Below are 26176 nucleotides of genomic sequence, written 5' to 3'. Positions count from 1 at the left end.
CCGCGCCTGCCGGACCGCCCGCACCGCCCCCGTCCGCCGCGCCGCTCCCACCCGTCGTGCGGTCCGGGCCACCGGTGCCGGCCGCGCCCCCGGGCGCCGAGGGACCGGCCGGACCGGCCGTCACCAGCCCCCGGTCTCCCCTGTCAGCTCCTTGATCGCCGGACGCGCGGCGCCCAGCACCGTCATGAACCAGGCGGAGAACGGCGCGGCCTCGTGCCGCTCGGCCAGCTCACGCGCCGTCACGAACGCCGTCTCCTCCACCTCCGACGGGTCCGGCCGCAGCGGGGCCTGCACCATCCCCACGAAGAGGTGGTTGTACTCCTGCTCGACCAGCCCCGACTCGGGGTCCGGGTGGTTGTAGCGGACCGTGCCCGCCTCGGCGAGCAGCGACGGCGAGACCCCGAGTTCCTCGTGGACGCGCCGGGCGGCCGCCGCGAACGGCGCCTCGCCCGGATAGGGGTGCCCGCAGCAGGTGTTCGACCAGACACCGGGGGAGTGGTACTTCCCCAGCGCCCGCCGCTGCAGCAGCAGCCGCCCCTCCTCGTCGAAGAGGAACACCGAGAACGCCCGGTGCAGTTGCCCGGGCGCCTGGTGGGCGGCCAGCTTCTCCGCGGTGCCGATGGTGGTGCCGTCCTCGTCGACCAGTTCGAGCATGATCGACGGCACGGTTCCGTTCGACGAGCTGTTCGCCGCGGTGGCTGGTGTGGTCGGCATAACCATCCTTCGCTTCGGTTCTCGGCCCTGTGGGCACGGCTCAGTCTGCCGTACAAAAGCCGCTTGTCGGCACACGACGACTCGGGCCCGTTATGCCGGATCAGACACCGAACGCACGCGGACGGCCAATCGTGCCCGACGGCACCTTCCCGGAACCGTCCAGGTCGAGAGCCCTCACGGCCCCGTCCGGGACGTCGAAGGACGGCCTGGTCCCGCACCGCGCGGCCGGTGTGAAACCGAACCTCGGGCAGTACTCCGGATGACCGAGCACCACCACCGGCCGCTCGCCGCTCGGCCGGGCCGCGTCCAGCACCGCGCGCACCACCGCTGGTGCGCGGGCGCCACCGCGACCGGCGCCTGGGCGGCGGCCGGCAGGTCCCCCGCCCGGCAGCGGGAGATCAGCGCGCACCCAGCGGCCGTGCCGGCCGAGGCCCCCCACGCCGCGGGCACGGGCGCACGACGTACGTCGGGATCGCCTTCGCCGATCGACCCCGGCAATGGTCAGTGACAGAGCCTGGCCTCGTGTGCGGCATGACCGCTCGGCTCGAGCTGGAACGTGCAGTGCTCGACGTCGAAGTGGTCGCCCAGGCAACCCTGGAGCTCGTGCAGCAGCTTCTCGTGTCCCACCGAATCGAGTGCCTCCTGGTGCACCACCACATGCGCCGACAGCACCGGCATCCCCGACGTGATGGTCCACGCGTGCAGGTCGTGGACGTCCTGCACACCCGGCAGCGCGAGCATGTGGGCCCGTACCTCGGCCATGTCCACACCCTTGGGAGCCGCCTCCAGCAGCACGTCGAGCGTCTCCCGCAGCAGCTTCAGCGTGCGCGGAACGATCATCAGGCCGATCACCAGGGACGCGATCGGGTCGGCCGCCTGCCAGCCGGTGGCCAGGATGACCCCGGCCGAGATCAGCACCGTCACCGAGCCGAGAGCGTCCGCGAGCACCTCCAGATACGCGCCCCGGACGTTGAGACTCTCCCGCTGCCCGCGCACCAGGAGGGAGAGCGAGACCATGTTGGCGACCAGGCCGAACAGGGCGAACGCGATCGCCACCCCGCCCTTGGTCTCCACCGGGGTGATGAACCGCTGCACCGCCTCGAACAGCAGGTAGCCGCCCACCCCGAGCAGCAGCAGGCAGTTGGCGAGCGCCGCCAGGATCTCGGCCCGCGCGAACCCGTACGTACGCCGCTGGTCGGCGGGACGGCCCGCGAAGTGGATGGCCAGCAGCGCCATGGCGAGACCGACCGCATCGGTCGCCATGTGGGCGGCGTCGGCGATCAGCGCGAGCGAGTCCGCGAGGACGCCGCCGACGATCTCGGCGACCATGACCGCGAGGGTGATCGAGAGCGCGATCCGCAGCCGTCCCTTGTACGCGGCCGCCGCGGTCCCCGTCGGCGGCGGACCGCCGTGCCCGTGACCGTGCCCGTGATCGTGCCCTGCCCCCATCGGACGCCTCCCGCTGATCGACAACACCGGCCAGTGAACTACGGGTGGGGGGTATCCGCAAGCCGGTACTGAACACCGTTGTCATCTGCCCTGACCTGCGGTTACGTCCGCTGGTCAGGGCAGCGGAGGAGCTAGCTCGCGGCGGCCCGTGCGCGTGCCTCCGGGTGGCGCAGGCACCAGCCCTCCCAGGCCGACTCCACCATGTCGCGCACCCCGAGGGAGGCGCGCCAGCCCAGCTCCTCGGTGATCCGCCCGACCGACGCGACCGCCTTCGCCGCGTCACCCGGCCGTCGTGCCTCGACCACCGGCTCGTGGCCGCTGCCCGTGACGTCCGCCACGAGGCCGGCCAGCTGCCGCACGGTCACGCCCTCACCGCGGCCGATGTTCAGGGTCAGCTCGCCCCGCTGCCCGGAGAGCCGCCGCGCGACGGCGAGGTGGGCGTCGGCCACATCCGCGACATGGATGTAGTCGCGGACGCAGGTGCCGTCCGGTGTCCCGTAGTCGTCCCCGAAGATCCGGGGAGCCTCACCGCGCGTGATCCGGTCGAAGAACATCGGGATGATGTTGAACACGCCCGTGTCCGCCAGCTCCGGCCGTACGGCTCCGGCCACGTTGAAGTAGCGGAGGCAGGCCGTCGCCATGCCGTGCGCCCGGCCGGCCGCCCGCACCAGCCACTCACCGGCGAGCTTGGTCTCCCCGTACGGGTTGATCGGCGCCGCCGGGGTGTCCTCGTCGATCAGGTCCACCTCCGGTACGCCGTACACGGCGGCCGAGGAGGAGAAGAGGAACCGTTCGACGCCGGCCGCCACCACGGCCTCCAGCAGCACGGTCAGCCCGTGCACGTTCTCCCGGTAGTAGCGCAGCGGCTGCTCGACCGACTCCCCGACCTGCTTCTTCGCCGCGAGATGCACCACACCGGTCACACCGTGCCCGGACAGTGTCCGGTCCACCAGCTCCCGGTCGCCCAGCGATCCGCGGACCAGGGGGACGCCGGCCGGCAGCCGCTCCGGGACACCCGACGAGACGTCGTCGAGGACGACGACCCGCTCGCCCGCCTCGGCCATCGCCCGGGCCACATGGGCACCGATGTATCCCGCACCACCTGTGATCAACCACGTCATGCCGGCCAGCCTAAGCGGTCCGCCCCCCCCGCGGTTTGTGGGGTGAGGGGCCCATCGACGATGATGATCGCGTCCTGGTGGACGGCCGTCGGACGCCGGGAAACCTCGATGAACTTCCGCCTCCGTCCATCCGATAGCCTCTGCCGACGTGCCGCCGCCCGCGACGGGCCGAGCCGCCGTGCACCAGCCCTGATCAGCTCCAAGGAGTGAGTTCGTCTGTCGACCGCCATCCTCACCGGTCCTCCGGTACCCGGATCGCCGCTCGAGGGTGATCTGCGGTCGCTGGGCTTCGACGTCCGGACCGCCGCCGACGAGCGGGAGACCGCCGCGTTGCTCGCCGCCGTCCCGGCCTCGGAGCGCGTGGCGGTCGTCGACCCGCGTTTCATGGGCCACGTCCACGCGCTGCGCCTCGCCCTGACGGACCCCCGCTTCCCGGCCGCCGCGGCCCCCGGCGCCCTCACGGCCCAGCCGGAAGCGCGCCCCGCCCTGACCCGCGCGCTGACGCGCTCGACGGCCCGCCCGGCCACCGCCGCCGCGCCAGCCGCCTCCACGGGGACGCCGCCGAGCGGGGGCGGCACCCCGCCGGGCACCGGCCCAGCGACCGGGGCAGCCTCTCCGGACGCCGCCGAGGGCACCACCGCCCCCGCGACCGGCGCCGCAGCCCCGGAGGCCGCCCCGGCGGCGGGCGCCGGGGCGGCCGGCACCGTGACGGCGTCCGCCCGACCGGGCGCCGACGGGCCGCGTACCCTGCCCGACCGTCTCGCCGACGCGCTCGCCGAGGCGGGCGTGGCCGTGCACCGGCCCGAGCTCGGATCGCTGGTCGCCGCCGTGCCCGCCGGCCCGCAGAGCCGCAAGGAGACCCGCGACGCCATCGAGGCCGTCGACGACGAGGCCGTACGCCTCCGCTCCGCCGTGAAGGCGCGTGACGGCTTCTTCACCACCTTCTTCATCAGCCCGTACTCGCGCTACATCGCCCGCTGGTGCGCCCGCCGGGGCCTCACCCCCAACCAGGTCACCACCGCCTCCCTCGTCACCGCGCTCGTCGCCGCCGGATGCGCGGCGACCGGAACGCGCGGCGGGTACGTCGCCGCCGGGCTGCTGCTCCTCCTCTCCTTCGTCCTGGACTGCGCCGACGGGCAGCTCGCCCGCTACTCGCTGCAGTACTCGACGATGGGCGCCTGGCTGGACGCCACCTTCGACCGGGCCAAGGAGTACGCCTACTACGCGGGTCTCGCGCTCGGCGCCGCCCGCGGCGGCGACGACGTCTGGGCGCTGGCCCTGGGCGCGATGGTCCTGCAGACCTGCCGCCACGTCGTGGACTTCTCCTTCAACGAGGCCAACCACGACGCCACGGCCAACACCAGCCCCACGGCCGCGCTCTCCGACAAGCTGGACGCCAAGGGCTGGACGGTCTGGCTGCGCCGGATGATAGTCCTGCCCATCGGCGAACGCTGGGCCATGATCGCCGTCCTGACGGCCGTCACCACCCCCCGCGTCGTCTTCTGGGCCCTGCTCGTCGGCTGCGCCTTCGCCGCCTGCTACACCACCGCCGGCCGCCTCCTGCGGTCCCTCACCCGCAAGGCCCGCCGTACCGACCGCGCCTCCCGGGCCCTGGCCGACCTCGCCGACTCCGGTCCGCTCGCCGAGCTGGTCGCCATGGCCGTGCGGCGGCGGGCCTTCCCCCCGGCCCGCGCCAAGGTCGTCATCGCCTTCGCCGGAGCGGCCTGGCTCCTCCTCGGCGTGTGCCTCGCCCCCGTGGGCAGTGCCGTCGTCATGGGGGCCGTCCTGTACGTGCTCACCTCCGGCACCGCCGTCGCCCACTCCCTCAAGGGCCCCCTCGACTGGCTGGTCCCGCCCCTCTTCCGGGCCGCGGAGTACATCACCGTCCTGGCCCTGGCCGCCCGCTCCGACGCCCCGGGGGCGCTCCCCGCGGCATTCGGCCTGGTGGCGGCCGTCGCCTACCATCACTACGACACGGTCTACCGCATCCGCGGCGGCACCGGCGCGCCGCCCGCCTGGCTGGTGCGGACGGCCGGCGGCCACGAGGGCCGCACGCTGGCGGTGGCGGTCCTCGCCGCGGTCCCGGCGACGGCGAGCCACTTCGCCCTCGCGCTCACCGCCCTCGCGGTGGCCGTCGCACTGGTCGTGCTCGTGGAGTCCATCCGCTTCTGGGTGTCCTCCGGAGCACCCGCAGTACACGACGAAGGAGAACCCGCATGATCGGCCTCGTACTGGCAGCCGGTGCCGGAAGGCGTCTGCGCCCCTACACCGACACGCTCCCGAAGGCCCTCGTGCCGGTGGACCCCGCGGGAACCGGTGAGAAGACGGTCCTGGACCTCACCCTCGCCAACTTCGCCGCCGTCGGCCTCACCGAGGCCGCCATCGTCGTGGGCTACCGCAAGGAGGCGGTCTACGCGCGCAAGGCGGAGCTGGAGGCCACGTACGGCCTGAAGCTCACCCTGATCGACAACGACAAGGCCGAGGAGTGGAACAACGCCTACTCCCTGTGGTGCGCCCGTGAGGTCCTGAAGCAGGGCGTCATCCTCGCCAACGGCGACACCGTGCACCCGGTCTCCGTCGAGCGGAACCTCCTCGCCGCACGGGGCGACGGCCGGAGGATCATCCTCGCCCTCGACACGGTGAAGAACCTCGCCGACGAGGAGATGAAGGTCATCGTCGACGGCGAGGGCGTGCGCCGCATCACCAAGCTGATGGACCCCGCCACCGCCACCGGCGAGTACATCGGTGTCACCCTCATCGAGCCCGAGGCCGCCGAGCCCCTCGCGGACGCGCTGAAGGCCACCTTCGAGCGCGACCCGGACCTCTACTACGAGGACGGCTACCAGGAGCTCGTGAACCGCGGCTTCCAGATCGACGTGGAGTCCATCGGCGACGTCCGATGGGTCGAGATCGACAACCACGACGACCTCGCGAAGGGCCGTGAGATCGCGTGCCTGTACTGACCCGGCTCATCCCCTCGCCGGTCGTCGTCGACATCAGCTGCGGGGCGATGGACGACCTGGCCGGCCTCCTGGTCGACCAGCGGATCTCCGCCTCCGGCAAGCTGGCCATGGCGATCAGCAACGGCTCCGGCCAGGCGCTGCGCGAGAAGCTCGCGCCGCTGCTGCCGGACGCCGACTGGTACCCGGTCGCCGACGGCAGCATCGACTCCGCCGTACGCCTCGCCGACGCCATAAAGGGCAAGCGTTACGACGCCGTGGTCGGCCTCGGCGGCGGCAAGATCATCGATGTGGCGAAGTACGCCGCCGCGCGGGTCGGCGTGCCCATGGTGTCGGTCGCGACGAACCTCTCGCACGACGGCATCTGCTCGCCGGTCTCCACCCTCGACAACGACAACGGCCGCGGTTCCTACGGCGTCCCCTCGCCGATCGCCATGGTCATCGACCTCGACATCATCCGCGAGGCGCCGGCGCGGTTCGTCCGCTCCGGCATCGGAGACGCGATCTCGAACATCTCGGCCATCGCCGACTGGGAACTCTCCCACCGGCACACGGGGGAACAGGTCGACGGGCTGGCCGCCGCCATGGCCCGTACGGCGGGCGAATCGGTGCTGCGCCACCCGGGAACCGTCGCCGACGACGAGTTCCTCATCGTGCTCGCCGAGGCACTCGTCCTGACCGGCATCGCCATGTCGATCAGCGGCGACACCCGGCCCGCGTCGGGTGCCTGTCACGAGATCTCCCACGCGTTCGACCTGCTGCACCCGGCGCGCGCCGCGCTCCACGGTGAGCAGGTCGGACTCGGCGCCGCCTTCGCGATGCACCTGCGAGGCGCCCACGAGCAGTCGGGGCTCTTCGCCGAGGTCCTGCGCCGGCACGGAATGCCGGTGCTGCCCGAGGAGATCGGGTTCTCCGCGGACGAGTTCGTGGCGGCCGTGGAGTACGCGCCGCAGACCCGCCCCGGGCGCTTCACCATCCTCGAGCACCTCGACCTGTCCACCGACCAGATCAGGGACGCGTACGCCGACTATGCCAAGACCATCCGTAGCTGAACTCCGCCCGGTCGTCCATCCGGCGGGAGTGAAGGACCGTCGAAGCGGTGAGCACTGGGGCGGCCGCCTGTACATGCGCGAGATCTCCCTGCGCGTCACCCGCCTGCTGGTCACCACCAAGGTCACCCCGAACCAGCTGACCTACGTGATGACCCTCGCGGGCGTCCTCGCCGCCCCGGCGCTGTTGATCCCGGGCATCCCCGGGGCGCTGCTCGGCGCGCTCATGGTCCAGCTCTACCTGCTGCTCGACTGCGTCGACGGCGAGGTCGCGCGCTGGAAGAAGCAGTTCTCGCTCGGCGGGGTGTACCTGGACCGCGTGGGTGCCTACCTGTGCGACGCGGCGGTGCTGGTCGGTTTCGGCCTGCGCGCCGCCGACCTGTGGGGCAGCGGGCGGATCGACTGGCTGTGGGCCTTCCTCGGCACCCTCGCCGCCCTCGGCGCCATCCTGATCAAGGCCGAGACCGACCTGGTCGGCGTCGCCCGTCACCAGGGCGGGCTGCCGCCGGTCAAGGAGTCGGCCGCCGAGCCCCGCTCGTCGGGGATGGCGCTGGCCCGCAAGGCCGCCGCGGCGCTGAGGTTCCACCGGCTCGTCCTCGGTATCGAGGCGTCCTTGCTCATCGTGGTCCTGGCGGTCCTGGACACGGCCCGCGGCGACCTGTACTTCTCCCGCCTCGGCGTCGCGGTCCTGGCCGGCATCGCGCTGCTCCAGACCGTGCTGCACCTCGTCTCCATCCTCGCGTCGAGCAGGCTCAAGTGACTGTGTCTTCCCGGGGGACGGCCCCCGGACCCCCGAAGCCGATGAAACTGGGCGCCGTCATCATCACCATGGGCAACCGCCCCGACGACCTCCGCGCGCTCATCGAGTCCGTCCGCAAGCAGGACGGCGAGCCGATCGAGGTCGTCGTCGTCGGCAACGGCGCCCCCGTCACCGGCGTCCCCGACGGCGTACGCACCATCGACCTCCCGGAGAACCTGGGCATCCCCGGTGGCCGCAACGTCGGCATCGAGGCGTTCGGCCCCGGCGGCACCGACGTGGACGCCCTGCTCTTCCTGGACGACGACGGCCTGCTGCCGCACACCGACACCGCCGAGCTGATCCGCCGGGCGTTCACGGCCGACCCGAAGCTGGGAATCATCAGCTTCCGGATCGCCGACCCGGACACCGGCGTCACCCAGCGCCGGCACGTGCCGCGGCTGCGTGCCTCCGACCCGATGCGGTCCTCGCGGGTGACGACCTTCCTCGGCGGTGCCAACGCCGTCCGGACGCGGGTGCTCGCCGAGGTCGGCGGGCTGCCGGACGAGTTCTTCTACGCGCACGAGGAGACCGACCTCGCCTGGCGGGCGCTCGACGCCGGCTGGATGATCGACTACCGCGCGGACATGGTGCTCTTCCATCCGACGACCGCGCCCTCCCGGCACGCCGTCTACCACCGCATGATCGCCCGCAACCGCGTCTGGCTGGCCCGCCGGAACCTGCCCGCGCCCCTGGTGCCGCTGTATCTCGGTGTCTGGCTGCTGCTCACGCTGGCCCGGCGCCCGTCGGTGCCGGCGCTCAAGGCCTGGTTCGGCGGGTTCAGGGAGGGCTGGACGTCCCCGTGCGGTCCGCGCCGGCCCATGAAGTGGCGTACGGTGTGGCGCCTGACGCGACTGGGCCGCCCACCCGTCATCTGACAAGCTCGGAATCTGACAAGCTCGTCACCGACAAGCACGGGGCGATGGGGCCCGGCCGCCACCTGACCCGCCCGCCCCTTTCTGCCGCGCATCTTGGACACGAAAGTTTCAACCTGTGAGTGAGACAACCCATGACGGAGCGATCACCGTGACCGCCCCGCCATCTGAGGACGCGGGCCTGTCCGCGGCGGAACTCGCCGCCAAGTACGGCCTGTCGGTCAGCGGTGCCCGGCCCGGTCTGGCCGAGTACGTCCGGCAGCTGTGGGGGCGCCGTCACTTCATCCTGGCCTTCTCCCAGGCGAAGCTCACGGCCCAGTACAGCCAGGCCAAGCTCGGCCAGCTGTGGCAGGTGGCGACACCGCTGCTGAACGCGGCGGTCTACTTCCTCATCTTCGGCCTGATCCTGAACGCCGGCCGTGGCATGGAGAAGGAGGTCTACATCCCGTTCCTGGTGACCGGTGTCTTCGTGTTCATGTTCACGCAGACGTCCGTCATGTCCGGCGTACGGGCGATCTCGGGGAACCTGGGACTGGTGCGGGCGCTGCACTTCCCGCGGGCCTCGCTGCCCATCTCCTTCGCGTTGCAGCAGCTCCAGCAGCTCATGTTCTCGATGGTCGTGCTGTTCGTGATCGCGGCGGCGTTCGGCAGCTACCCCTCGCCGAGCTGGCTGCTGATCCTCCCGGCGCTGGCGCTGCAGTTCCTGTTCAACGTCGGACTGTCGCTGATCATGGCCCGGCTCGGCAGCAAGACCCCCGACCTCGCGCAGCTGATGCCCTTCGTCATGCGCACCTGGATGTACGGCTCGGGCGTCATGTTCTCGATCCCGATCATGCTCAAGGACAAGCCGGCCTGGATCGCCGACGTACTGATGTACAACCCGGCGGCCATCTACATGGACCTCATCCGGTTCGCGCTGATCGACGGGTACGGCCGGGAGAACCTCCCCTCCCACGTGTGGCTCGCGGGCCTGCTGTGGGCGGTCCTCGTCGGGGTCGCCGGATTCGTGTACTTCTGGAAGGCAGAGGAGCGGTACGGCCGTGGCTGAGCAGATCGACGACGCGACCGCGACCGCCGTGGCCGACGGCGCGCGGATCCCCACCGTCATCGCCGACGACGTGCACATCGTGTACCGGGTCAACGGCGGCGGGGGCGGCAAGGGGAGCGCCACCGCCGCGCTCAGCCGGATACTCCGCCGCGACAAGCCCGAGTCGCGGGGCGTACGCAAGGTGCACGCCGTGCGCGGGGTGTCCTTCACCGCGTACCGGGGCGAGGCGATCGGCCTGATCGGCACCAACGGCTCCGGCAAGTCGACCCTGCTGCGTGCCATCGCGGGCCTGCTGCCCCCGGAGAAGGGCAAGGTCTACACCGACGGCCAGCCCTCGCTGCTGGGCGTCAACGCGGCCCTGATGGGCGACCTGACCGGTGAGCGCAACGTGATCCTGGGCGGGCTGGCCATGGGCATGTCGCGCGAAGAGATCCGGGAGCGCTACCAGGACATCGTCGACTTCTCCGGCATCAACGAGAAGGGCGACTTCATCACGCTGCCCATGCGGACGTACTCCTCCGGCATGGGGGCCCGTCTCCGGTTCGCCATCGCCGCCGCCAAGAACCACGACGTCCTGATGATCGACGAGGCGCTGGCCACCGGTGACCGCAGGTTCCAGATCCGCTCGGAGCAGCGCATCCGGGAGCTGCGCAAGGAGGCCGGTACGGTCTTCCTGGTCAGCCACAGCAACAAGTCGATCAGGGACACCTGCGACCGCGTCCTGTGGCTGGAGAAGGGCGAGCTGCTGATGGACGGCCCCACGAACGAGGTCCTGAGGGCGTACGAGAAGGAGACCGGCAGGTAGTCCGGTCGTACGCGGTGGCCGAGGCCCCTGCCGAGGAACGCGGCAGGGGCCCTTCCGGTGACGCGGTCCTGCGGGCGGGCACGCGCGGGTGGCGCCCCGCCCCCGGGACGCCGTCTTCCGGTCAAGTCCCTCGGCGGGCGGGGTGGTTGGGGCTGTGCGCGTGACCGTTCCCGTGTGTGGGACACCCCGGCACGGTTCCGGACGTTGTACAACGTAAGCTGTACCGGTGCTGATTCGCGGCAAGTGGGGCGATACTCCCCGTCCGGCCCCGCCCGGGCCGGGGTGGTGCCTCGCCGACGGGACCGGCGGCGTGTCCGAAATGGGATGTATCGGGTCAGCAGTGTAGAACGGGAGACGTGACGGCAATGACGGTGATGAATCCCCAGTCCCGCCTCCGCAAGGGCCCCGCCGTCCCCGCGCCGGGCAGTCCGCAGTGACAGGTACCCGGCAGGTGCGCCCCGACGACTCCTCGCGCGCCACACTCGGCAAGGCCGCCCACGAGAACTTCCCGGTGGCCCCCTTCTTCCTGCCCCGGGCCTGGCGCGACGACCTGATGGCCGTCTACGGCTACGCCCGGCTCGTCGACGACATCGGCGACGGCGACCTCGCCCCGGGCGGAGCCGACGCCCGCCACCTCGGCGCCGAGGGCGAGACGGACCGGCTCGCCCTCCTCGACGCCTTCGAGGCGGACCTGCGGCGCGTCTTCGACGGCGTCCCGTCCCACCCGCTGCTGCGCGCCCTGCGGCCCACCGTGCGGCGCCACGCGCTCACCCCCGAGCCGTTCCTCGCCCTGATCGAGGCGAACCGCCAGGACCAGCTGGTACGCCGCTACGAGACGTACGACGGCCTCGCCGCCTACTGCGAGCTCTCCGCCAACCCCGTCGGCCGCCTCGTCCTGGGCATCACCGGCACCACCACCCCCGAGCGCGTCCGCCGCTCCGACGCCGTCTGCACCGCCCTCCAGATCGTCGAGCACCTCCAGGACGTCGCCGAGGACCTCGCCCATGACCGGATCTACCTCCCGGCCGAGGACATGGAACGGTTCCGCGTGACCGAGGCCGACCTGGCCCGGTCCACCGCAGGCGCGTCGGTGCGCGCCCTCATCGCGTACGAGGCCGAACGCGCCCGCCGGCTCCTCGACGACGGGACCCCCCTCGTCGGCAGCGTCCGCGGCCGGCTCCGGCTCCTCCTCGCCGGATTCGTCGGCGGCGGGCACGCCGCCCTCGACGCGATCACGGCCGTCGGACACGACGTACTCCCCGGACCGCCCAGGGCCACCAGACCGAACCTGACGCGCGCGGTGGGAGCCGTGCTGCGCAGAGCACGTGGAGAGGGGTGAGCGGGACCGTGGAAGGACAGACCGGGACGTCCGCGCCGGTGGCGGCCGCCTACGGCTACTGCGAAGCCGTCACCGGACAGCAGGCCCGCAACTTCGCCTACGGCATCCGGCTGCTGCCGACCGAGAAGCGGCAGGCCATGTCGGCCCTTTACGCCTTCTCCCGGCGGGTCGACGACATCGGCGACGGAACCCTCACACCCGAGGCCAAGGCGGACCGGCTGGAGGCCACCCGCGAGGTGCTGGAGCGGATCCGCAAGGGCGCGGTCGACGAGGACGACACCGACCCGGTGGCCGTCGCCCTCGCCGACGCCGCGCGCCGCTTCCCACTGCCTCTCGGCGGCCTCGACGAACTCATCGACGGCGTCCTGATGGACGTGCGCGGCGAGACGTACGAGACCTGGGACGACCTCAAGGTGTACTGCCGGTGCGTCGCCGGGGCCATCGGCCGGCTCTCCCTCTCCATCTTCGGCACCGCATCCGGTGCGCACGGTGCGGAACGCGCCCCCGAGTACGCCGACACGCTCGGCCTCGCCCTCCAACTCACCAACATCCTCCGCGACGTCCGCGAGGACGCCGCGACCGGGCGCACCTACCTGCCCGCCGACGACCTCGCCAAGTTCGGCTGCTCCGACGGGTTCCGCGCCGCCGCGCCGGTCCCCGGCGCCGACTTCGCCGGACTCGTCCACTACGAAGTCCGGCGCGCCCGCGCCCTGTTCACCGAGGGATACCGGCTGCTGCCCATGCTCGACCGGCGCAGCGGCGCCTGCGTCGCCGCCATGGCGGGCATCTACCGCCGCCTCCTCGACCGCATCGAGCGTGACCCCGAGGCCGTCCTGCGCGGCCGCGTCTCCCTCCCCGGCCGCGAGAAGGCGTACGTCGCCGTGCGCGGCCTCTCCGGCCTCGACACCCGCACCGTCTCCCGGCAGCGGGCCCGGAGGCGCGCCTAGATGACCACCATGCCCGCGACCAGGCCGGTGAACCGGCACAATCGGCGCGCAACCCTTCTCCACCACCCCGCGTCCCCGACCGGGACGACCCGACAGGAGAGCGCATGAGCGACGAGCCGACACCGGGCGGCACCGCGCCGGGCCACGCCGTGGTCGTCGGCGGCGGCCTCGCCGGTACCACCGCCGCCCTGCGCCTGGCCGACTCCGGGGTGCGCGTCACGCTCCTCGAGGGCCGGCCCCGTCTCGGCGGCCTCGCCTTCTCCTTCAAGCGCGGCGACCTCACCGTCGACAACGGCCAGCACGTCTACCTCCGCTGCTGCACCGCCTACCGATGGTTCCTCGACCGCGTCGGCGGCACCCTCCTCGCCCCCCTCCAGCGCCGCCTCGACGTACCGGTCCTCGACGTCGCCCACCCGCGCGGCCCCCGCCTCGGCCGGCTGCGCCGCACCGCGCTGCCCGTGCCGCTCCACCTCGCCGCGAGCCTCGCCGGCTACCCGCACCTCTCGCTCGCCGAGCGCGCGGGCGTCGGCCGTGCCGCCCTCGCCCTGGCGAAGCTCGACCCGGCCGACCCCGCCCTCGACGGCATCGACTTCGCCACCTGGCTCGCCCGCCAGGGCCAGTCGCCACGCGCCGTCGAAGCGCTGTGGGACCTGATCGGCGTCGCCACCCTCAACGCCACCGCCCCGCACTCCTCCATGGGCCTGGCCGCCATGGTCTTCAAGACCGCCCTCCTGACCGACCCCGGCGCCGCCGACATCGGCTGGGCGCACGTCCCGCTCGGCGAGCTGCACGACACCCTCGCCCGCAAGGCGCTGGACGCCGCCGGCGTACGCACCGAACTGCGGACCAAGGTCACGGCCGTACTGCCCGGCGCGCACGGCCGCTGGACCGTGGACGTCCCGGGCGAGCGACTGGAGGCCGACACCGTCGTCCTCGCCGTACCGCAGCGCGAGGCGCACGACCTGCTGCCGCACGGCGCGCTGGACGACCCCGGCAAGCTGCTCGACATCGGCACCGCCCCCATCCTCAACGTCCACGTCCTGTACGACCGCAAGGTGCTGCGCCGCCCGTTCTTCGCCGCGCTCGGCTCCCCGGTCCAGTGGGTCTTCGACCGCACCGACGCCTCCGGCTACACCGACGGCCAGTACCTGGCGCTGTCCCAGTCGGCCGCCGGGGACGAGATCGACGAGCCCGTCCCCGTCCTCCGCGAGCGCTACCTTCCCGAGCTGGAGCGGCTGCTGCCCGCGGCACGCGGCGCGAAGGTACGGGACTTCTTCGTCACCCGGGAGCGGACGGCGACGTTCGCCCCCACCCCCGGCGTCGGACGGCTGCGGCCCGGCGCCCGCACCCACGCGCCGGGCCTGCACCTGGCCGGCGCGTGGACCGCCACCGGCTGGCCCGCGACCATGGAGGGCGCGGTCCGCAGCGGCTTCACCGCCGCGGGCCAGGCCCTCTCGGCCCTCGGCCGCCCCCATGTACATCCGCTCGAGGAGGCGGCATGAGCCCGAGTACTGGAACCAGAGGAGAGACCGTGCCGACTGTGCCCCCGGTGAACCCGGCCGTCGACACCGCGGACGTCACCGCACTGCTGGAGCGTGGCCGGACGATGTCCACCCCGGTCCTGCGCACGGCCGTGAAGCGGCTCGCGCCGCCCATGGACACCGTCGCCGCCTACCACTTCGGCTGGATCGACGCCCACGGCCGGCCCGCCGACGGCGACAGCGGCAAGGCCGTACGCCCCGCCCTGGCCCTGCTGTCCGCGGAGGCGGCGGGGGCGGCACCCGAGGTCGGCATCCCCGGCGCGGTCGCGGTGGAGCTCGTGCACAACTTCTCCCTGCTGCACGACGACCTGATGGACGGCGACGAGCAGCGCCGCCACCGCGACACCGTCTGGAAGGTCCACGGCCCCGCCCAGGCCATCCTCGTCGGCGACGCGCTGTTCGCCCTCGCCAACGAACTGCTGCTGGAGCTCGGCACCGTGGACGCCGGCCGTGCCACCCGCCGGCTGACCACCGCCAGCCGCAAGCTCATCGACGGCCAGGCCCAGGACATCTCCTACGAGCACCGCGAGCGGGTCACCGTGGAGGAGTGCCTGGTGATGGAGGGCAACAAGACCGGTGCCCTGCTCGCCTGCGCCTGCTCCATCGGAGCCGTCCTCGGCGGCGCCGACGACCGCGTCGCCGACACCCTGGAGGCGTACGGCCACCACCTCGGCCTCGCCTTCCAGGCCGTCGACGACCTGCTCGGCATCTGGGGCGACCCGGAGGCCACGGGCAAGCAGACCTGGAGCGACCTGCGCCAGCGCAAGAAGTCCCTGCCGGTCGTCGCCGCGCTCGCCGCCGGCGGACCCGCCTCCGAGCGGCTCGGGGAACTGCTCACCGCCGACGCCAAGAACCCCGACCTCGACAGCTTCTCCGAGGAGGAGTTCGCCATGCGCGCCGCCCTCATCGAGGAGGCGGGCGGCCGCGAGTGGACCTCCGAGGAGGCCCGCCGGCAGCACGCCGTCGCGATCGAGGCGCTGCACCGTGTCGACATGCCGGAACGCGTTCGCGACCAGCTCACCGCGCTCGCGGACTTCGTCGTCGTACGAAAGCGATGACCGCCATCGGGACCATCATCCGCACCATATGAATCGCTAGTCGCCGGCCGGTGCCCCGCGCACCGGCCGACGGCCCACCCGCAGCCGCAGAACACCAACTGCACGAAGGGGAAGCCATGACAGCGACGACCGACGGAAGCGCCGGGGCCCTCGGGCCCCACGCGCCCTCGGCCACCGGGATCACCACCGGAACGACCACCACCACTCCGCCCCCCGCCACGAGCGGCGTGGCGGACGCCGCCGCGCGGGCCGCCCAGCGCTCCATCGACCACCTCCTCGCCCGGCAGGACGACGAGGGCTGGTGGAAGGGCGACCTCGAGACCAACGTCACCATGGACGCCGAGGACCTCCTGCTGCGGCAGTTCCTCGACGTACGGGACGAGGAGACCACCCGCGCCGCCGCCCTGTACATCCGTGGCGAGCAGCGCGACGACGGCACCTGGGCCACCTTCTACGGCGGGCCCGGCGACCTGTCCGCCACCATCGAGGCGTACGTCGCGCTCCGCCTGGCCGGTGACCGGCCCGACGAGCCGCACATGGCCCGCGCCGCCGCCTGGATCAGGGAACGGGGCGGCATCGCCGCCGCCCGGGTCTTCACCCGCATCTGGCTGGCCCTGTTCGGCTGGTGGAAGTGGGACGACCTGCCCGAGCTGCCGCCCGAGCTGATCCTCCTGCCCAAGTGGTTCCCCCTCAACATCTACGACTTCGGCTGCTGGGCCCGCCAGACGATCGTCCCCCTCACCGTCGTCTCCGCCAAGCGGCCCGTCCGCCCCGCGCCGTTCGCACTGGACGAACTGCACACCGACCCCCGGGTCCCCAACCCGCCCACGCCGCTCGCTCCGGCGCACACCTGGGAGGGCGCCTTCCAGCGGCTCGACAGAGCGCTGCACGCGTACCACAGGGTCGCCCCGCGCCGGCTGCGCAAGGCCGCGATGAACACCGCCGCCCGCTGGATCATCGAGCGGCAGGAGAACGACGGCTGCTGGGGAGGCATCCAGCCGCCCGCCGTGTACTCCCTCATCGCGCTCCACCTGCTGGGCTACGACCTGGAACACCCCGTGATGCGCGCGGGCCTGGAGTCGCTCGACCGGTTCGCCGTACGGCGCGAGGACGGGGCCCGCATGGTGGAGGCCTGCCAGTCGCCCGTCTGGGACACCTGCCTGGCCGTCATCGCGCTGGCCGACGCCGGGGTGCGCCCGGACCACCCGGCGCTCGTCAGGGCCGCCGACTGGATGCTGGGCGAGGAGGTCGTCCGCCCCGGCGACTGGGCCGTCCGCCGGCCCGGACTCACCCCCGGCGGCTGGGCGTTCGAGTTCCACAACGACAACTACCCGGACACCGACGACACCGCCGAGGTCATCCTGGCCCTGCGCCGGGTGCGGCACCCGCATCCGGAGCAGGTCGAGGCGGCCGTCCGGCGTGGCGCCAACTGGACCGCCGGAATGCAGTCGCGCGACGGTGCCTGGGGGGCCTTCGACGCCGACAACACCAGCCCCTTCCCCAACCGGCTGCCGTTCTGCGACTTCGGCGAGGTCATCGATCCGCCGTCCGCCGACGTCACCGCCCACGTGGTGGAGATGCTGGCCCACGAGGGCAAGGCCCGTCACCCCCGCACCCGCCGGGGGATCGCCTGGCTGCTGGCCGAACAGGAGGCGTGCGGCGCCTGGTTCGGACGCTGGGGTGTCAACTACGTCTACGGCACCGGTTCCGTGGTGCCCGCCCTCACCGCGGCCGGACTGCCCACCTCCCACCCCGCCATCCGGCGCGCCGTCGCCTGGCTGGAGTCCGTCCAGAACGCCGACGGCGGTTGGGGCGAGGACCTGCGCTCCTACCGGGAGGAGGAGTGGATCGGCCACGGCGCCTCCACCGCCTCGCAGACGGCGTGGGCGCTCCTGGCCCTCCTGGCGGGCGGCGAGCGGGAGTCCACGGCGGTGGAGCGGGGCGTCAGGTGGCTCGCCGAGACCCAGCGGGAGGACGGCTCCTGGGACGAGCCGTTCTTCACCGGCACCGGCTTCCCCTGGGACTTCTCCATCAACTACCACCTGTACCGGCAGGTCTTCCCGCTCACCGCGCTCGGCCGGTACCTCAACGGCGAACCGGTGGTCGGCCGTCTCGGCAAGGGGGCCTGATGGCGGCGGCCGGACCGGAGCGATCCGGTTCCGCTTCCTCCTCCTCGCCGCCGGTGGCCGCGCCGATGCTGATCGCCTGCGCCCTCGGTATCGAGCAGCTCGCGCTACGCAGCGGCCGTCGCCGCCACGGCGGCGCGTCGCCGGGCCCGGTGACGGTGCTCCGTACGGGCATGGGCCCGGTGAACGCCCGGCGGGCGGTGGCCCGGGCCCTGGAGGGCGGGGAACTGCGCGGCGCCGCGGTCGTCGCGTCCGGGTTCTGCGCCGGACTGGAGCCGGGCATGCACCCGGGCGACCTGGTCGTCGCCGACGAGACCCGGGGCACCGGCGGCTCCACCCTCTGCACGGGTACCGAACTCCTGGTCGAGGCGCTGGAGCGGGCCCTTCCCGGGCGTACCGTCCACACCGGTCCACTGAGCGGCTCCGACCACGTCGTCCGGGGGCAGGAGCGGGCGCAGCTGCGCGGTACGGGGGCGATCGCGGTCGACATGGAGTCCGCCGCCACCCTCCGCAGCGCGCTGAGCACAGGGGTGCGGTCCCGCCCCGTTGCGGCCGTACGGGTGGTCGTGGACGCCCCGGAGCACGAGCTCGTCCGTATCGGCACGGTGCGCGGGGGAATATCGGCCTTCCGCGTTCTCCGTTCGGTAATGCCTGCTTTCTTTGAATGGCACCGTTCTTTGCTGCTCCCCAGGAGGTGAGCCAGATGGCCATGCCGCTCCGCCAGACCATCCGGGTAGGGACCTATCTCGTCGAACAGAAGCTGCGCAAGCGGAAGAAGTTCCCGCTCATCGTCGAACTGGAGCCGCTCTACGCCTGCAACCTCGCCTGCGAGGGCTGCGGCAAGATCCAGCACCCGGCGGGGGTGCTCAAGCAGCGCATGCCGGTCGCCCAGGCGGTCGGGGCGGTACTGGAATCCGGTGCGCCGATGGTGTCCATCGCGGGTGGTGAACCGCTGATGCACCCGCAGATCGACGAGATCGTCCGCCAGCTGGTGGCCAGGCGGAAGTACGTCTTCCTGTGCACCAACGCCCTGCTGATGCGCAAGAAGATGGAGAAGTTCACGCCGTCGCCGTACTTCGCCTTCGCCGTGCACATCGACGGCCTGCGCGAACGGCACGACAAGTCGGTCGCCAAGGAAGGCGTGTTCGACGAGGCGGTGGCGGCGATCAAGGAGGCCAAGCGGCGCGGTTTCCGGGTCACCACCAACTCCACCTTCTTCAACACCGACACCCCGCAGACCGTCATCGAGGTGCTCAACTTCCTCAACGACGACCTGAAGGTCGACGAAATGATGATCTCGCCCGCGTACGCCTACGAGAAGGCGCCCGACCAGGAGCACTTCCTGGGTGTCGAGCAGACCCGCGAGTTGTTCCGGAAGGCCTTCGCCGGCGGCAACCGGCGGCGCTGGCGGCTGAACCACTCCCCGCTCTTCCTGGACTTCCTGGAAGGCAGGGCCGACTTCCCCTGCACCGCGTGGGCGATCCCCAACTACTCGCTCTTCGGCTGGCAGCGCCCCTGCTACCTGATGGCCGACGGCTACGTCCCGACGTACCGGCAGCTCATCGAGGAGACCGACTGGGACGCGTACGGCCGGGGCAAGGACCCGCGCTGCGCCAACTGCATGGCCCATTGCGGTTACGAACCGACCGCCGTGCTCGCCACCATGGGCTCCCTCAAGGAGTCCCTGCGCGCCGCCCGCGAGACGGTCTCCGGAAGCGGCGGGTGAGGTGATGCCGGAACCCGTGGGCCTCGGGCCGCCCGCGCTGCCGCCCCGGCCGGTCGCCGTGCGCCGTGTCTCCCGGCGTATCCGGGTCGGGTCGGTTGCCGTGGGCGGGGACGCGCCCGTGTCGGTGCAGTCGATGACGACGACGCGGACTTCCGACATCGGTGCCACGCTCCAGCAGATCGCGGAGCTGACGGCGTCGGGGTGTCAGATCGTGCGGGTGGCCTGTCCCACGCAGGACGACGCGGACGCGTTGGCGACGATCGCGCGGAAGTCGCAGATCCCGGTGATCGCGGACATTCACTTCCAGCCGAAGTACGTGTTCGCCGCGATTGACGCGGGGTGTGCGGCGGTGCGGGTCAATCCGGGCAACATCAAGCAGTTCGACGACAAGGTCAGGGAGATCGCCAAGGCGGCGGGGGAGGCGGGTACGCCGATCCGGATCGGGGTGAACGCGGGTTCTCTGGACCGTCGGCTGCTGGAGAAGTACGGCAAGGCCACGCCGGAGGCGCTGGTGGAGTCGGCGTTGTGGGAGGCCTCGCTCTTCGAGGAGCACGGTTTCCGGGACATCAAGATCTCGGTGAAGCACAACGATCCGGTGGTGATGGTCAACGCCTACCGGCAGCTGGCCGCCCGGTGCGACTATCCGCTGCACCTGGGTGTCACGGAGGCGGGTCCCGCCTTCCAGGGCACCATCAAGTCGGCCGTCGCCTTCGGGGCGCTGCTCTCCGAGGGCATCGGCGACACCATCCGCGTCTCCCTCTCCGCCCCGCCGGCCGAGGAGGTCAAGGTCGGTATCCAGATCCTGGAGTCCCTCAACCTGCGCCAGCGTCGTCTGGAGATCGTTTCGTGTCCGTCGTGCGGCCGGGCGCAGGTCGATGTGTACAAGTTGGCCGACCAGGTCAGTGCGGGTCTTGAGGGTATGGAGGTTCCGCTGCGTGTCGCGGTCATGGGCTGTGTGGTCAACGGTCCGGGTGAGGCGCGTGAGGCGGATCTGGGTGTGGCGTCCGGCAATGGCAAGGGGCAGATCTTCGTGAAGGGCGAGGTCATCAAGACGGTGCCGGAGTCAAAGATCGTCGAGACGCTGATCGAGGAGGCGATGAAGATCGCCGAGCAGATGGAGAAGGACGGCGTCGCGTCGGGAGAACCCGCCGTCACCATCAGCTGACCGCAGCAGAGAGGGGCCCGAGCGTGACGATTCTCGAGACCATCCGGGGGCCGCGCGACCTCAAGGCGCTTGACACCGCACAGCTCGACGAACTGGCCGGCGAGATCCGGCAGTTCCTGGTCCAGGCCGTCGCCCGGACCGGAGGCCACCTCGGCCCCAACCTGGGTGTCGTGGAGCTCACCATCGCCCTGCACCGGGTCTTCGACTCACCCGCCGACCGCCTCCTGTGGGACACCGGCCACCAGAGTTACGTGCACAAACTGCTCACTGGCCGGCAGGACTTCTCCAAGCTCCGCGGCAAGGGCGGCCTGTCCGGCTATCCCTCGCGCGAGGAGTCCGAGCACGACGTCATCGAGAACTCCCACGCCTCCACCGCGCTGGGCTGGGCCGACGGCCTGGCCAAGGCCCGCGACCTGCGCGGCGGGAACGAACACGTCGTCGCCGTCACCGGCGACGGCGCGCTCACCGGCGGCATGGCGTGGGAGGCCCTGAACAACATCGCCGCCGCGAAGGACCGTCCCCTGATCGTCGTCGTCAACGACAACGAGCGCTCCTACGCGCCGACGATCGGCGGCCTCGCCGGTCACCTCTCCATCCTCCGTACCACCGACGGCTACGAGCGGTTCCTCGCCCGGGGCAAGGAAGTCCTCCTGAACACCCCCGTCGTCGGACAGCCGCTGTACGGATCGCTCCACGGCGCCAAGAAGGGCTTCAAGGACTTTATCGCCCCCCAGGGCATGTTCGAGGACCTCGGCCTGAAGTACGTCGGCCCCGTCGACGGACACGACATCGCGGCCGTCGAGGCGGCGCTGCGCCGCGCGAAACGTTTCCACGGTCCCGTCCTCGTCCACTGCCTGACCCAGAAGGGCCACGGCTACGGGCCGGCCCTGGAGGACGAGGCCGACCGGTTCCACGCGGTCGGCGCCATGGACCCGCTGACCTGCGCGCCGATCGCGCCCGTCACCGGCCCGTCCTGGACGTCGGTGTTCGGTGAAGCGATCGCCGAGATCGGTGCCGAACGCCCGGACGTCGTCGCCCTCACCGCCGCGATGCTGCACCCGGTGGGGCTGACGAAGTTCGCCGAGCGGTTCCCCGACCGCGTGTGGGACGTGGGTATCGCCGAGCAGCACGCCGCGGTCTGCGCGGCCGGGCTCGCGACCGGCGGCCTCCACCCGGTCGTCGCCGTCTACGCCACGTTCCTCAACCGCGCCTTCGACCAGGTGCTGATGGACGTCGCCCTGCACCGGTGCGGCGTCACCTTCGTCCTGGACCGGGCGGGCGTGACCGGAGTGGACGGTGCCTCGCACAACGGCGTGTGGGACCTGTCCGTGCTCCAGGCCGTCCCCGGACTGCGGATCGCCGCTCCACGCGACGCCGGCCAGCTGCGCGCCCAGCTGCGCGAGGCGGTGGACGTGCGGGACGCGCCGACCGTGCTGCGCTTCCCCAAGGAGCCGGTGGGGCCCTCCGTACCGGCCGTGGGGCGGGTCGGGGGCATGGACGTCCTGTACCGGGCGGACGGCGCGCCCGAGGTGCTGCTGGTGGCCGTCGGTGTCATGGCGCCCGTCTGCCTCGGGGCGGCCGAGCTGCTCGCGGGGCGCGGCATCGGCTGCACGGTCGTCGACCCGCGCTGGGTCAAGCCCGTCGACGAGCGGCTCGCCCCGCTGGCCGGCACCCACCGGCTCGTCGCCGTCGTCGAGGACAACAGCCGCAGCGGCGGGGTCGGCTGGGCGGTCGGGCAGGCGCTGCGGGACGCCGGGGTCGACGTCCCGCTGCGGACCTTCGGCATCCCCGAACAGTTCCTGGCACACGCGAAGCGCGGTGAGGTGCTGGCCGACATCGGGCTCACCCCCGTGGAGATCGCGGGACGGATCAGCGGAGCCCTGGCACGCAAGGAGAACGACGTATGAGCAAGAAGTTCGACCTGGCGGGACTGCTCGCCGAGCGGGGCGGCGAGGGGTACCAGCTGCACGCCCGCCACCTCAACCCCCAGCTGCCACGCATGCTTCACACGATCGGTTTCGACAAGGTCTACGAGAGCGCCGAGGGCGCCTACTTCCGGGACACCGACGGAGGCGACTACCTCGACATGCTCGCCGGCTTCGGCGTCATGGGCCTGGGCAGGCACCACCCCGTCGTACGCAAGGCCCTCCATGACGTCCTCGACGCGGAGCTCGCCGACCTCACCCGCTTCGACTGCCCGCCCCTGCCGGGACTGCTCGCCGAGAAGCTGCTGACGTACTCGCCGCACCTGGACCGGGTGTTCTTCTCCAACAGCGGTACGGAGGCGGTGGAGACCGCACTGAAGTTCGCCCGGTACGCCACCGGCCGGCCGCGCGTGCTGTACTGCACGCACGCCTTCCACGGGCTGACCACCGGCTCCCTCTCGGTCAACGGGGAGCGCTGCTTCCGCGACGGCTTCGACCCGCTGCTGCCCGACACCGCGATCGAGCTGGGCGACCTGGCGGCACTGGAGCGGGAGCTCGCTCGGGGCGATGTGGCCGCCCTCATCGTCGAGCCCATCCAGGGCAAGGGGGTCCACGAGGCCCCGCCCGGCTTCCTGCGTGCCGCACAGGAGCTGCTCCACAGGCGCAAGGCGCTGCTGATCGCCGACGAGGTCCAGACGGGCCTCGGCCGGACCGGCACCTTCTACGGCTACCAGCACGAGGACGGCGTCGAGCCGGACCTGGTGTGCGTCGCCAAGGCGCTGTCGGGCGGCTATGTGCCGGTCGGGGCCACCCTCGGCAAGGACTGGATCTTCAAGAAGGTGTACTCGGCGATGGACCGGGTGCTGATCCACTCCGCCAGCTTCGGTGCGAACGCCCAGGCCATGGTGGCCGGGCTCGCCGTCCTGTCGGCAATGGACGACGAGGAGATCGTGGCGAACGCCCGGACGACGGGTGAGCTGCTGAAGTCACGGCTCGCCGCACTCGTCGACCGCTACGAGATGCTGCACGAGGTGCGCGGCCGCGGCCTCATGATCGGTATCGAGTTCGGCCGCCCGTCCTCACTGGGCCTGCGCAGCCGGTGGACGATGCTCCAGGCGGCCCGCAAAGGCCTCTTCGCGCAGATGGTCGTGGTGCCGCTGCTGCAGCGGCACCGCATCCTCACCCAGGTCTCCGGTGACCGGCTGGAGGTCATCAAGCTGATCCCGCCGCTCATCATCGGGGAACGGGAGGTGGACCGGTTCGTGGAGGCGTTCACCGCGGTCATGGACGAGGCGCACAGCGGTGGCGGTCTGATCTGGGACTTCGGCCGCACACTGATGAAGCAGGCGGTGGCCAACCGATAGTTTTTGCCTCCTGGGCAAAAAAATTGCCCCGGAGGCAAGGGTGGTGGCGCAATGAGTGCATGAGCACTCCCGCCGAGGCGCCGTCCACGCCGTCGGGCCCCGGACCCTCCGGACCGGGACCCTCCGGCCCCGGTCCGTCCGACCCGTCCTCCGCCGCCATCCCGGACGTGGCGCCCCAGCTGCGCGCGCTGCGCCGGCGCCGGGGCCTCACCCTGGAGGCCGCCGCGCAGCGCGCCGGACTCTCCCCGGCCCACCTGTCGCGGCTGGAGACCGGTCGCCGCCAGCCCTCCCTGCCGATGCTGCTCGGCCTCGCCCGCGTCTACGGCACGACCGTCTCCGACCTGCTGGGCGAGGTGCCTCCGGAGCGCGACCCCGTCGTCCGGGGCGGCCGGGCGGAGCCCGCCGAGGCGGACGGCTGGGTCTACCACCAGGCCGGCGGCCCCGGACGGGCGATGCAGGCACTGCGAGTGCGGGTGCCCTACGCCACGCGGCACGACCTCGTACGCGTCCACCCTGGGGAGGAGTGGCTGTACGTCCTCGACGGGCGGGTGCGCCTGGCCCTCGGGGAGGCGGTCCACGTCCTCGACCCCGGGGACAGCGCGCACTTCGACTCGCTGACCCCGCACCGTATCGCCGCGGCCACCCGCGGTGGGGCGGAGCTGCTCTTCGTCCACACCCTCATGCAGAGCGCCGCGGCCGACCTGTGCCTCGGCGCGGGCGCCCACCGGCGCTGACCCCGATCGGAGCGTTCGCATGTCGTACGAAGGGAAGTTCCCCAGGGGGCTCGTGATCCGGCTCTTCGCCTACCTGGTGGCGGGCCACCTCTTCGCGGCCTTCCTCTACCTGCTGTTCGCGCTCGGGGCCGAGTAGGGCTCAGCCCTCGTCGAGCAGCCGCTCGCGCAGCCGCTCCCGGGTCTCGTCGCTCAGCTTCAGTCCCTCGGTCAGGTAGCGGTCGGTCGAGCCCCAGGTCTCCTCGATCGTCGAGAAGGCCGCCGCCAGGTAGTCGAGGCGCGCCTCGAAGAGCGGGTTGAGCAGCTCCATGACCTCGGGCGACATACCGGCCGGGGAGCTGTCGCTGCGGCGCACCTTGTAGCGGCGGCGCGGGTCGTTGGACTTGAGGTAGTCCTCCTCGATCGCGTCCCGCTCGACGCCGACCGCCAGCAGCGCCACCGCTATGGACAGACCCGCCCGGTCCTTGCCGGCGGCGCAGTGCATCAGGGCCGGGACGCTGTCCTCGGCGAGGGCGTGCAGCACGCGGCTGTGCTCCGCGGTGCGCTCCTTGATGATCTCGCGGTACGAGGCCGTCATCCGGGCCGCCGCCTTGCCGTCGTCGAGGATCGACCGCAGCTGGTCGAGGTCGCCGTCGCGGACCATGGTCCAGAACTCCGCTCCGTCGGCCGGGTCGGAGAGCGGGATGTTCACGTTCCGCACCCCGGGCAGCTCGACGTCCGGGCCTTCCAGTCTCTGGTCGGCGGCGTTGCGGAAGTCGAAGATGGTGTGCAGGCCGAGGCCGGCCAGGAAGGCGGCGTCCTCGCCCGTGGCGTGCGCGAGGTGGCCGCTGCGGTAGAGCCTGCCCTGGCGCACCCGCCGGCCGTCCGCGGTCGGAAGCCCGCCGACGTCACGGAAGTTGCGCACTCCGGTCAGCTCGGGCTCGATCGACGGGACCTGCGGCAGCTGCTGCGTCACGGGGGCTCCTCCGTGTGTGCGGTCGGCGTCGGCCGCCGACGATGTCGCGGTCCGACGATACGACATCGGTTCGTGGGGCAATCAATCTCTGTGCGCCTCGTACATTCGTTGCCCTTCCCATGATCGGGGCCGTCCCGGGAACCGTCGAGACGGGAGGCCGGCACCCGTGATCCGGGTGGTGGGGGAGGGGCGGGCGAGGCGACCGTCCGGGGCGCGGCACCGGCACGGGGCCGGTGGAGCCTCCGTACGGGGGGCCGGGGAGGGCGAGGGGGCTGGGGGCCGGCAGGCCGGGAGGCCGCGAGTGCGCGGGTCCGCTCGCCGACAGAGGTGCCGGGGGAGCGTGGGGGGCGGGCGACCGGCCGTACATGTGGGGGGCGAAGGGACCGCGTGCGGTGCCTGGTCTGAGATGTCTGCCCTATTTCGCACTGGTTTGTCGCCTGGCTGGACGGAGTCCCGGTGTCGCTGCCATGGGGCGGCGGCCG

General features: G+C 72.2%; 24 protein-coding genes. 20 read left to right on the top strand and 4 right to left on the bottom strand.

Going from position 1 to position 26176, the window contains the following annotated elements; translation table 11 throughout:
• Positions 1-120: 120 nt before the first annotated feature.
• The gene (gene idi / locus ABD347_RS19065) at positions 121-714 is read right to left on the bottom strand and encodes an isopentenyl-diphosphate Delta-isomerase (protein WP_344362836.1); all 594 of its coding nucleotides are present in this window, start codon (positions 712-714) and stop codon (positions 121-123) included.
• A 259-nt stretch (positions 715-973) separates the two neighbouring features.
• Here idi and ABD347_RS19060 point away from each other — a divergent pair, with 259 nt between their 5' ends.
• On the top strand, positions 974-1222 hold the full coding sequence (locus ABD347_RS19060; protein ID WP_344362834.1) for a hypothetical protein: 249 nt from the start codon (positions 974-976) through the stop codon (positions 1220-1222).
• Here ABD347_RS19060 and ABD347_RS19055 read toward each other — a convergent pair.
• Positions 1216-2163, bottom strand: coding sequence for a cation diffusion facilitator family transporter (locus tag ABD347_RS19055; RefSeq protein WP_344362831.1), 948 nt, complete (start codon positions 2161-2163; stop codon positions 1216-1218). The genes ABD347_RS19060 and ABD347_RS19055 overlap by 7 nt on opposite strands.
• A 131-nt stretch (positions 2164-2294) precedes the next feature.
• Positions 2295-3284, bottom strand: coding sequence for a UDP-glucose 4-epimerase GalE (galE, locus tag ABD347_RS19050; RefSeq protein WP_344362828.1), 990 nt, complete (start codon positions 3282-3284; stop codon positions 2295-2297).
• Positions 3285-3668: 384 nt separating this feature from the next.
• Here galE and ABD347_RS19045 point away from each other — a divergent pair, with 384 nt between their 5' ends.
• From ABD347_RS19045 to ABD347_RS18955, 19 genes are all read left to right on the top strand, one after another.
• Positions 3669-5504, top strand: coding sequence for a DUF5941 domain-containing protein (locus ABD347_RS19045; RefSeq protein WP_425575704.1), 1836 nt, complete (start codon positions 3669-3671; stop codon positions 5502-5504).
• The gene (locus ABD347_RS19040; RefSeq protein WP_344362825.1) at positions 5501-6247 is read left to right on the top strand and encodes a phosphocholine cytidylyltransferase family protein; all 747 of its coding nucleotides are present in this window, start codon (positions 5501-5503) and stop codon (positions 6245-6247) included. The genes ABD347_RS19045 and ABD347_RS19040 overlap by 4 nt, the downstream gene beginning before the upstream one ends.
• Positions 6235-7296, top strand: a complete 1062-nt coding sequence (locus tag ABD347_RS19035; RefSeq protein WP_344362824.1) for an iron-containing alcohol dehydrogenase family protein — start codon at positions 6235-6237, stop codon at positions 7294-7296. Before ABD347_RS19040 ends, ABD347_RS19035 begins: the two co-directional genes overlap by 13 nt.
• Positions 7274-8053, top strand: coding sequence for a CDP-alcohol phosphatidyltransferase family protein (locus tag ABD347_RS19030; RefSeq protein WP_344362822.1), 780 nt, complete (start codon positions 7274-7276; stop codon positions 8051-8053). The genes ABD347_RS19035 and ABD347_RS19030 overlap by 23 nt, the downstream gene beginning before the upstream one ends.
• 41 nt (positions 8054-8094) lie before the next feature.
• Entirely contained in the window at positions 8095-8967 is an 873-nt protein-coding gene (locus ABD347_RS19025; RefSeq protein ID WP_344362940.1) for a glycosyltransferase family 2 protein, read from the top strand.
• Between the two features lie 115 nt (positions 8968-9082).
• Entirely contained in the window at positions 9083-10012 is a 930-nt protein-coding gene (locus ABD347_RS19020) for an ABC transporter permease (protein ID WP_344362821.1), read from the top strand.
• A complete protein-coding gene (locus tag ABD347_RS19015) occupies positions 10005-10817 on the top strand; it encodes an ABC transporter ATP-binding protein (RefSeq protein WP_425575702.1) in 813 nt (270 codons plus the stop codon). The genes ABD347_RS19020 and ABD347_RS19015 overlap by 8 nt, the downstream gene beginning before the upstream one ends.
• Before the next feature lie 433 nt (positions 10818-11250).
• A complete protein-coding gene (gene hpnC, locus ABD347_RS19010; protein WP_344362818.1) occupies positions 11251-12156 on the top strand; it encodes a squalene synthase HpnC in 906 nt (301 codons plus the stop codon).
• The gene (gene hpnD, locus ABD347_RS19005) at positions 12153-13103 is read left to right on the top strand and encodes a presqualene diphosphate synthase HpnD (protein ID WP_344362816.1); all 951 of its coding nucleotides are present in this window, start codon (positions 12153-12155) and stop codon (positions 13101-13103) included. The genes hpnC and hpnD overlap by 4 nt, the downstream gene beginning before the upstream one ends.
• Positions 13104-13207: 104 nt before the next feature.
• Positions 13208-14605: a hydroxysqualene dehydroxylase HpnE gene (gene hpnE, locus ABD347_RS19000; protein WP_344362813.1), complete on the top strand. Its 1398-nt coding sequence runs from the start codon at positions 13208-13210 to the stop codon at positions 14603-14605.
• On the top strand, positions 14602-15702 hold the full coding sequence (locus ABD347_RS18995; RefSeq protein WP_344362811.1) for a polyprenyl synthetase family protein: 1101 nt from the start codon (positions 14602-14604) through the stop codon (positions 15700-15702). The genes hpnE and ABD347_RS18995 overlap by 4 nt, the downstream gene beginning before the upstream one ends.
• A 116-nt stretch (positions 15703-15818) precedes the next feature.
• Positions 15819-17831, top strand: coding sequence for a squalene--hopene cyclase (gene shc / locus ABD347_RS18990; RefSeq protein WP_344362810.1), 2013 nt, complete (start codon positions 15819-15821; stop codon positions 17829-17831).
• Positions 17831-18526, top strand: coding sequence for a phosphorylase family protein (locus ABD347_RS18985; RefSeq protein ID WP_425575701.1), 696 nt, complete (start codon positions 17831-17833; stop codon positions 18524-18526). Before shc ends, ABD347_RS18985 begins: the two co-directional genes overlap by 1 nt.
• Positions 18527-18531: 5 nt before the next feature.
• Positions 18532-19554 (top strand): adenosyl-hopene transferase HpnH, encoded by a 1023-nt coding sequence (gene hpnH / locus ABD347_RS18980; protein WP_344362807.1) that lies wholly within the window; start codon positions 18532-18534, stop codon positions 19552-19554.
• 4 nt (positions 19555-19558) lie between these two features.
• Positions 19559-20719, top strand: a complete 1161-nt coding sequence (gene ispG, locus ABD347_RS18975) for a flavodoxin-dependent (E)-4-hydroxy-3-methylbut-2-enyl-diphosphate synthase (RefSeq protein WP_344362806.1) — start codon at positions 19559-19561, stop codon at positions 20717-20719.
• Positions 20720-20742: 23 nt separating this feature from the next.
• On the top strand, positions 20743-22626 hold the full coding sequence (gene dxs, locus ABD347_RS18970; protein WP_344362804.1) for a 1-deoxy-D-xylulose-5-phosphate synthase: 1884 nt from the start codon (positions 20743-20745) through the stop codon (positions 22624-22626).
• On the top strand, positions 22623-24008 hold the full coding sequence (locus ABD347_RS18965) for an aspartate aminotransferase family protein (RefSeq protein WP_344362801.1): 1386 nt from the start codon (positions 22623-22625) through the stop codon (positions 24006-24008). The genes dxs and ABD347_RS18965 overlap by 4 nt, the downstream gene beginning before the upstream one ends.
• Before the next feature lie 59 nt (positions 24009-24067).
• A complete protein-coding gene (locus ABD347_RS18960) occupies positions 24068-24742 on the top strand; it encodes an XRE family transcriptional regulator (protein ID WP_344362798.1) in 675 nt (224 codons plus the stop codon).
• 19 nt (positions 24743-24761) lie between these two features.
• Entirely contained in the window at positions 24762-24878 is a 117-nt protein-coding gene (locus tag ABD347_RS18955; RefSeq protein WP_344362796.1) for a DUF6126 family protein, read from the top strand.
• 3 nt (positions 24879-24881) lie between these two features.
• On the opposite strand, the gene ABD347_RS18950 is transcribed toward ABD347_RS18955, so the two are convergent.
• A complete protein-coding gene (locus tag ABD347_RS18950) occupies positions 24882-25694 on the bottom strand; it encodes a tyrosine-protein phosphatase (protein ID WP_344362793.1) in 813 nt (270 codons plus the stop codon).
• Between the last annotated feature and the right edge of the window lie 482 nt (positions 25695-26176).

This window comes from Streptomyces gobitricini, assembly GCF_039532985.1.
Classification (GTDB): domain Bacteria; phylum Actinomycetota; class Actinomycetes; order Streptomycetales; family Streptomycetaceae; genus Streptomyces; species Streptomyces gobitricini.
This window is presented reverse-complemented; position numbering and strand designations above follow the sequence as displayed.

Excerpts from the sequence above, each read along its gene's own strand:
- idi (WP_344362836.1), bottom strand. The coding sequence starts at position 714 with ATGCCGACCACACCAGCCACCGCGGCGAACAGCTCGTCGAACGGAACC.
- ABD347_RS19030 (WP_344362822.1), top strand. The coding sequence starts at position 7,274 with ATGCCAAGACCATCCGTAGCTGAACTCCGCCCGGTCGTCCATCCGGCG.
- ABD347_RS19025 (WP_344362940.1), top strand. The coding sequence starts at position 8,095 with ATGAAACTGGGCGCCGTCATCATCACCATGGGCAACCGCCCCGACGAC.
- ABD347_RS19055 (WP_344362831.1), bottom strand. The coding sequence starts at position 2,163 with ATGGGGGCAGGGCACGATCACGGGCACGGTCACGGGCACGGCGGTCCG.
- ABD347_RS18965 (WP_344362801.1), top strand. The coding sequence starts at position 22,623 with ATGAGCAAGAAGTTCGACCTGGCGGGACTGCTCGCCGAGCGGGGCGGC.
- shc (WP_344362810.1), top strand. The coding sequence starts at position 15,819 with ATGACAGCGACGACCGACGGAAGCGCCGGGGCCCTCGGGCCCCACGCG.
- hpnH (WP_344362807.1), top strand. The coding sequence starts at position 18,532 with ATGGCCATGCCGCTCCGCCAGACCATCCGGGTAGGGACCTATCTCGTC.
- ispG (WP_344362806.1), top strand. The coding sequence starts at position 19,559 with ATGCCGGAACCCGTGGGCCTCGGGCCGCCCGCGCTGCCGCCCCGGCCG.
- ABD347_RS18985 (WP_425575701.1), top strand. The coding sequence starts at position 17,831 with ATGGCGGCGGCCGGACCGGAGCGATCCGGTTCCGCTTCCTCCTCCTCG.
- ABD347_RS18995 (WP_344362811.1), top strand. The coding sequence starts at position 14,602 with ATGAGCCCGAGTACTGGAACCAGAGGAGAGACCGTGCCGACTGTGCCC.
- ABD347_RS19060 (WP_344362834.1), top strand. The coding sequence starts at position 974 with ATGACCGAGCACCACCACCGGCCGCTCGCCGCTCGGCCGGGCCGCGTC.
- ABD347_RS18960 (WP_344362798.1), top strand. The coding sequence starts at position 24,068 with ATGAGCACTCCCGCCGAGGCGCCGTCCACGCCGTCGGGCCCCGGACCC.
- ABD347_RS18955 (WP_344362796.1), top strand. The coding sequence starts at position 24,762 with ATGTCGTACGAAGGGAAGTTCCCCAGGGGGCTCGTGATCCGGCTCTTC.
- hpnE (WP_344362813.1), top strand. The coding sequence starts at position 13,208 with ATGAGCGACGAGCCGACACCGGGCGGCACCGCGCCGGGCCACGCCGTG.
- ABD347_RS19045 (WP_425575704.1), top strand. The coding sequence starts at position 3,669 with ATGGGCCACGTCCACGCGCTGCGCCTCGCCCTGACGGACCCCCGCTTC.
- ABD347_RS19040 (WP_344362825.1), top strand. The coding sequence starts at position 5,501 with ATGATCGGCCTCGTACTGGCAGCCGGTGCCGGAAGGCGTCTGCGCCCC.
- galE (WP_344362828.1), bottom strand. The coding sequence starts at position 3,284 with ATGACGTGGTTGATCACAGGTGGTGCGGGATACATCGGTGCCCATGTG.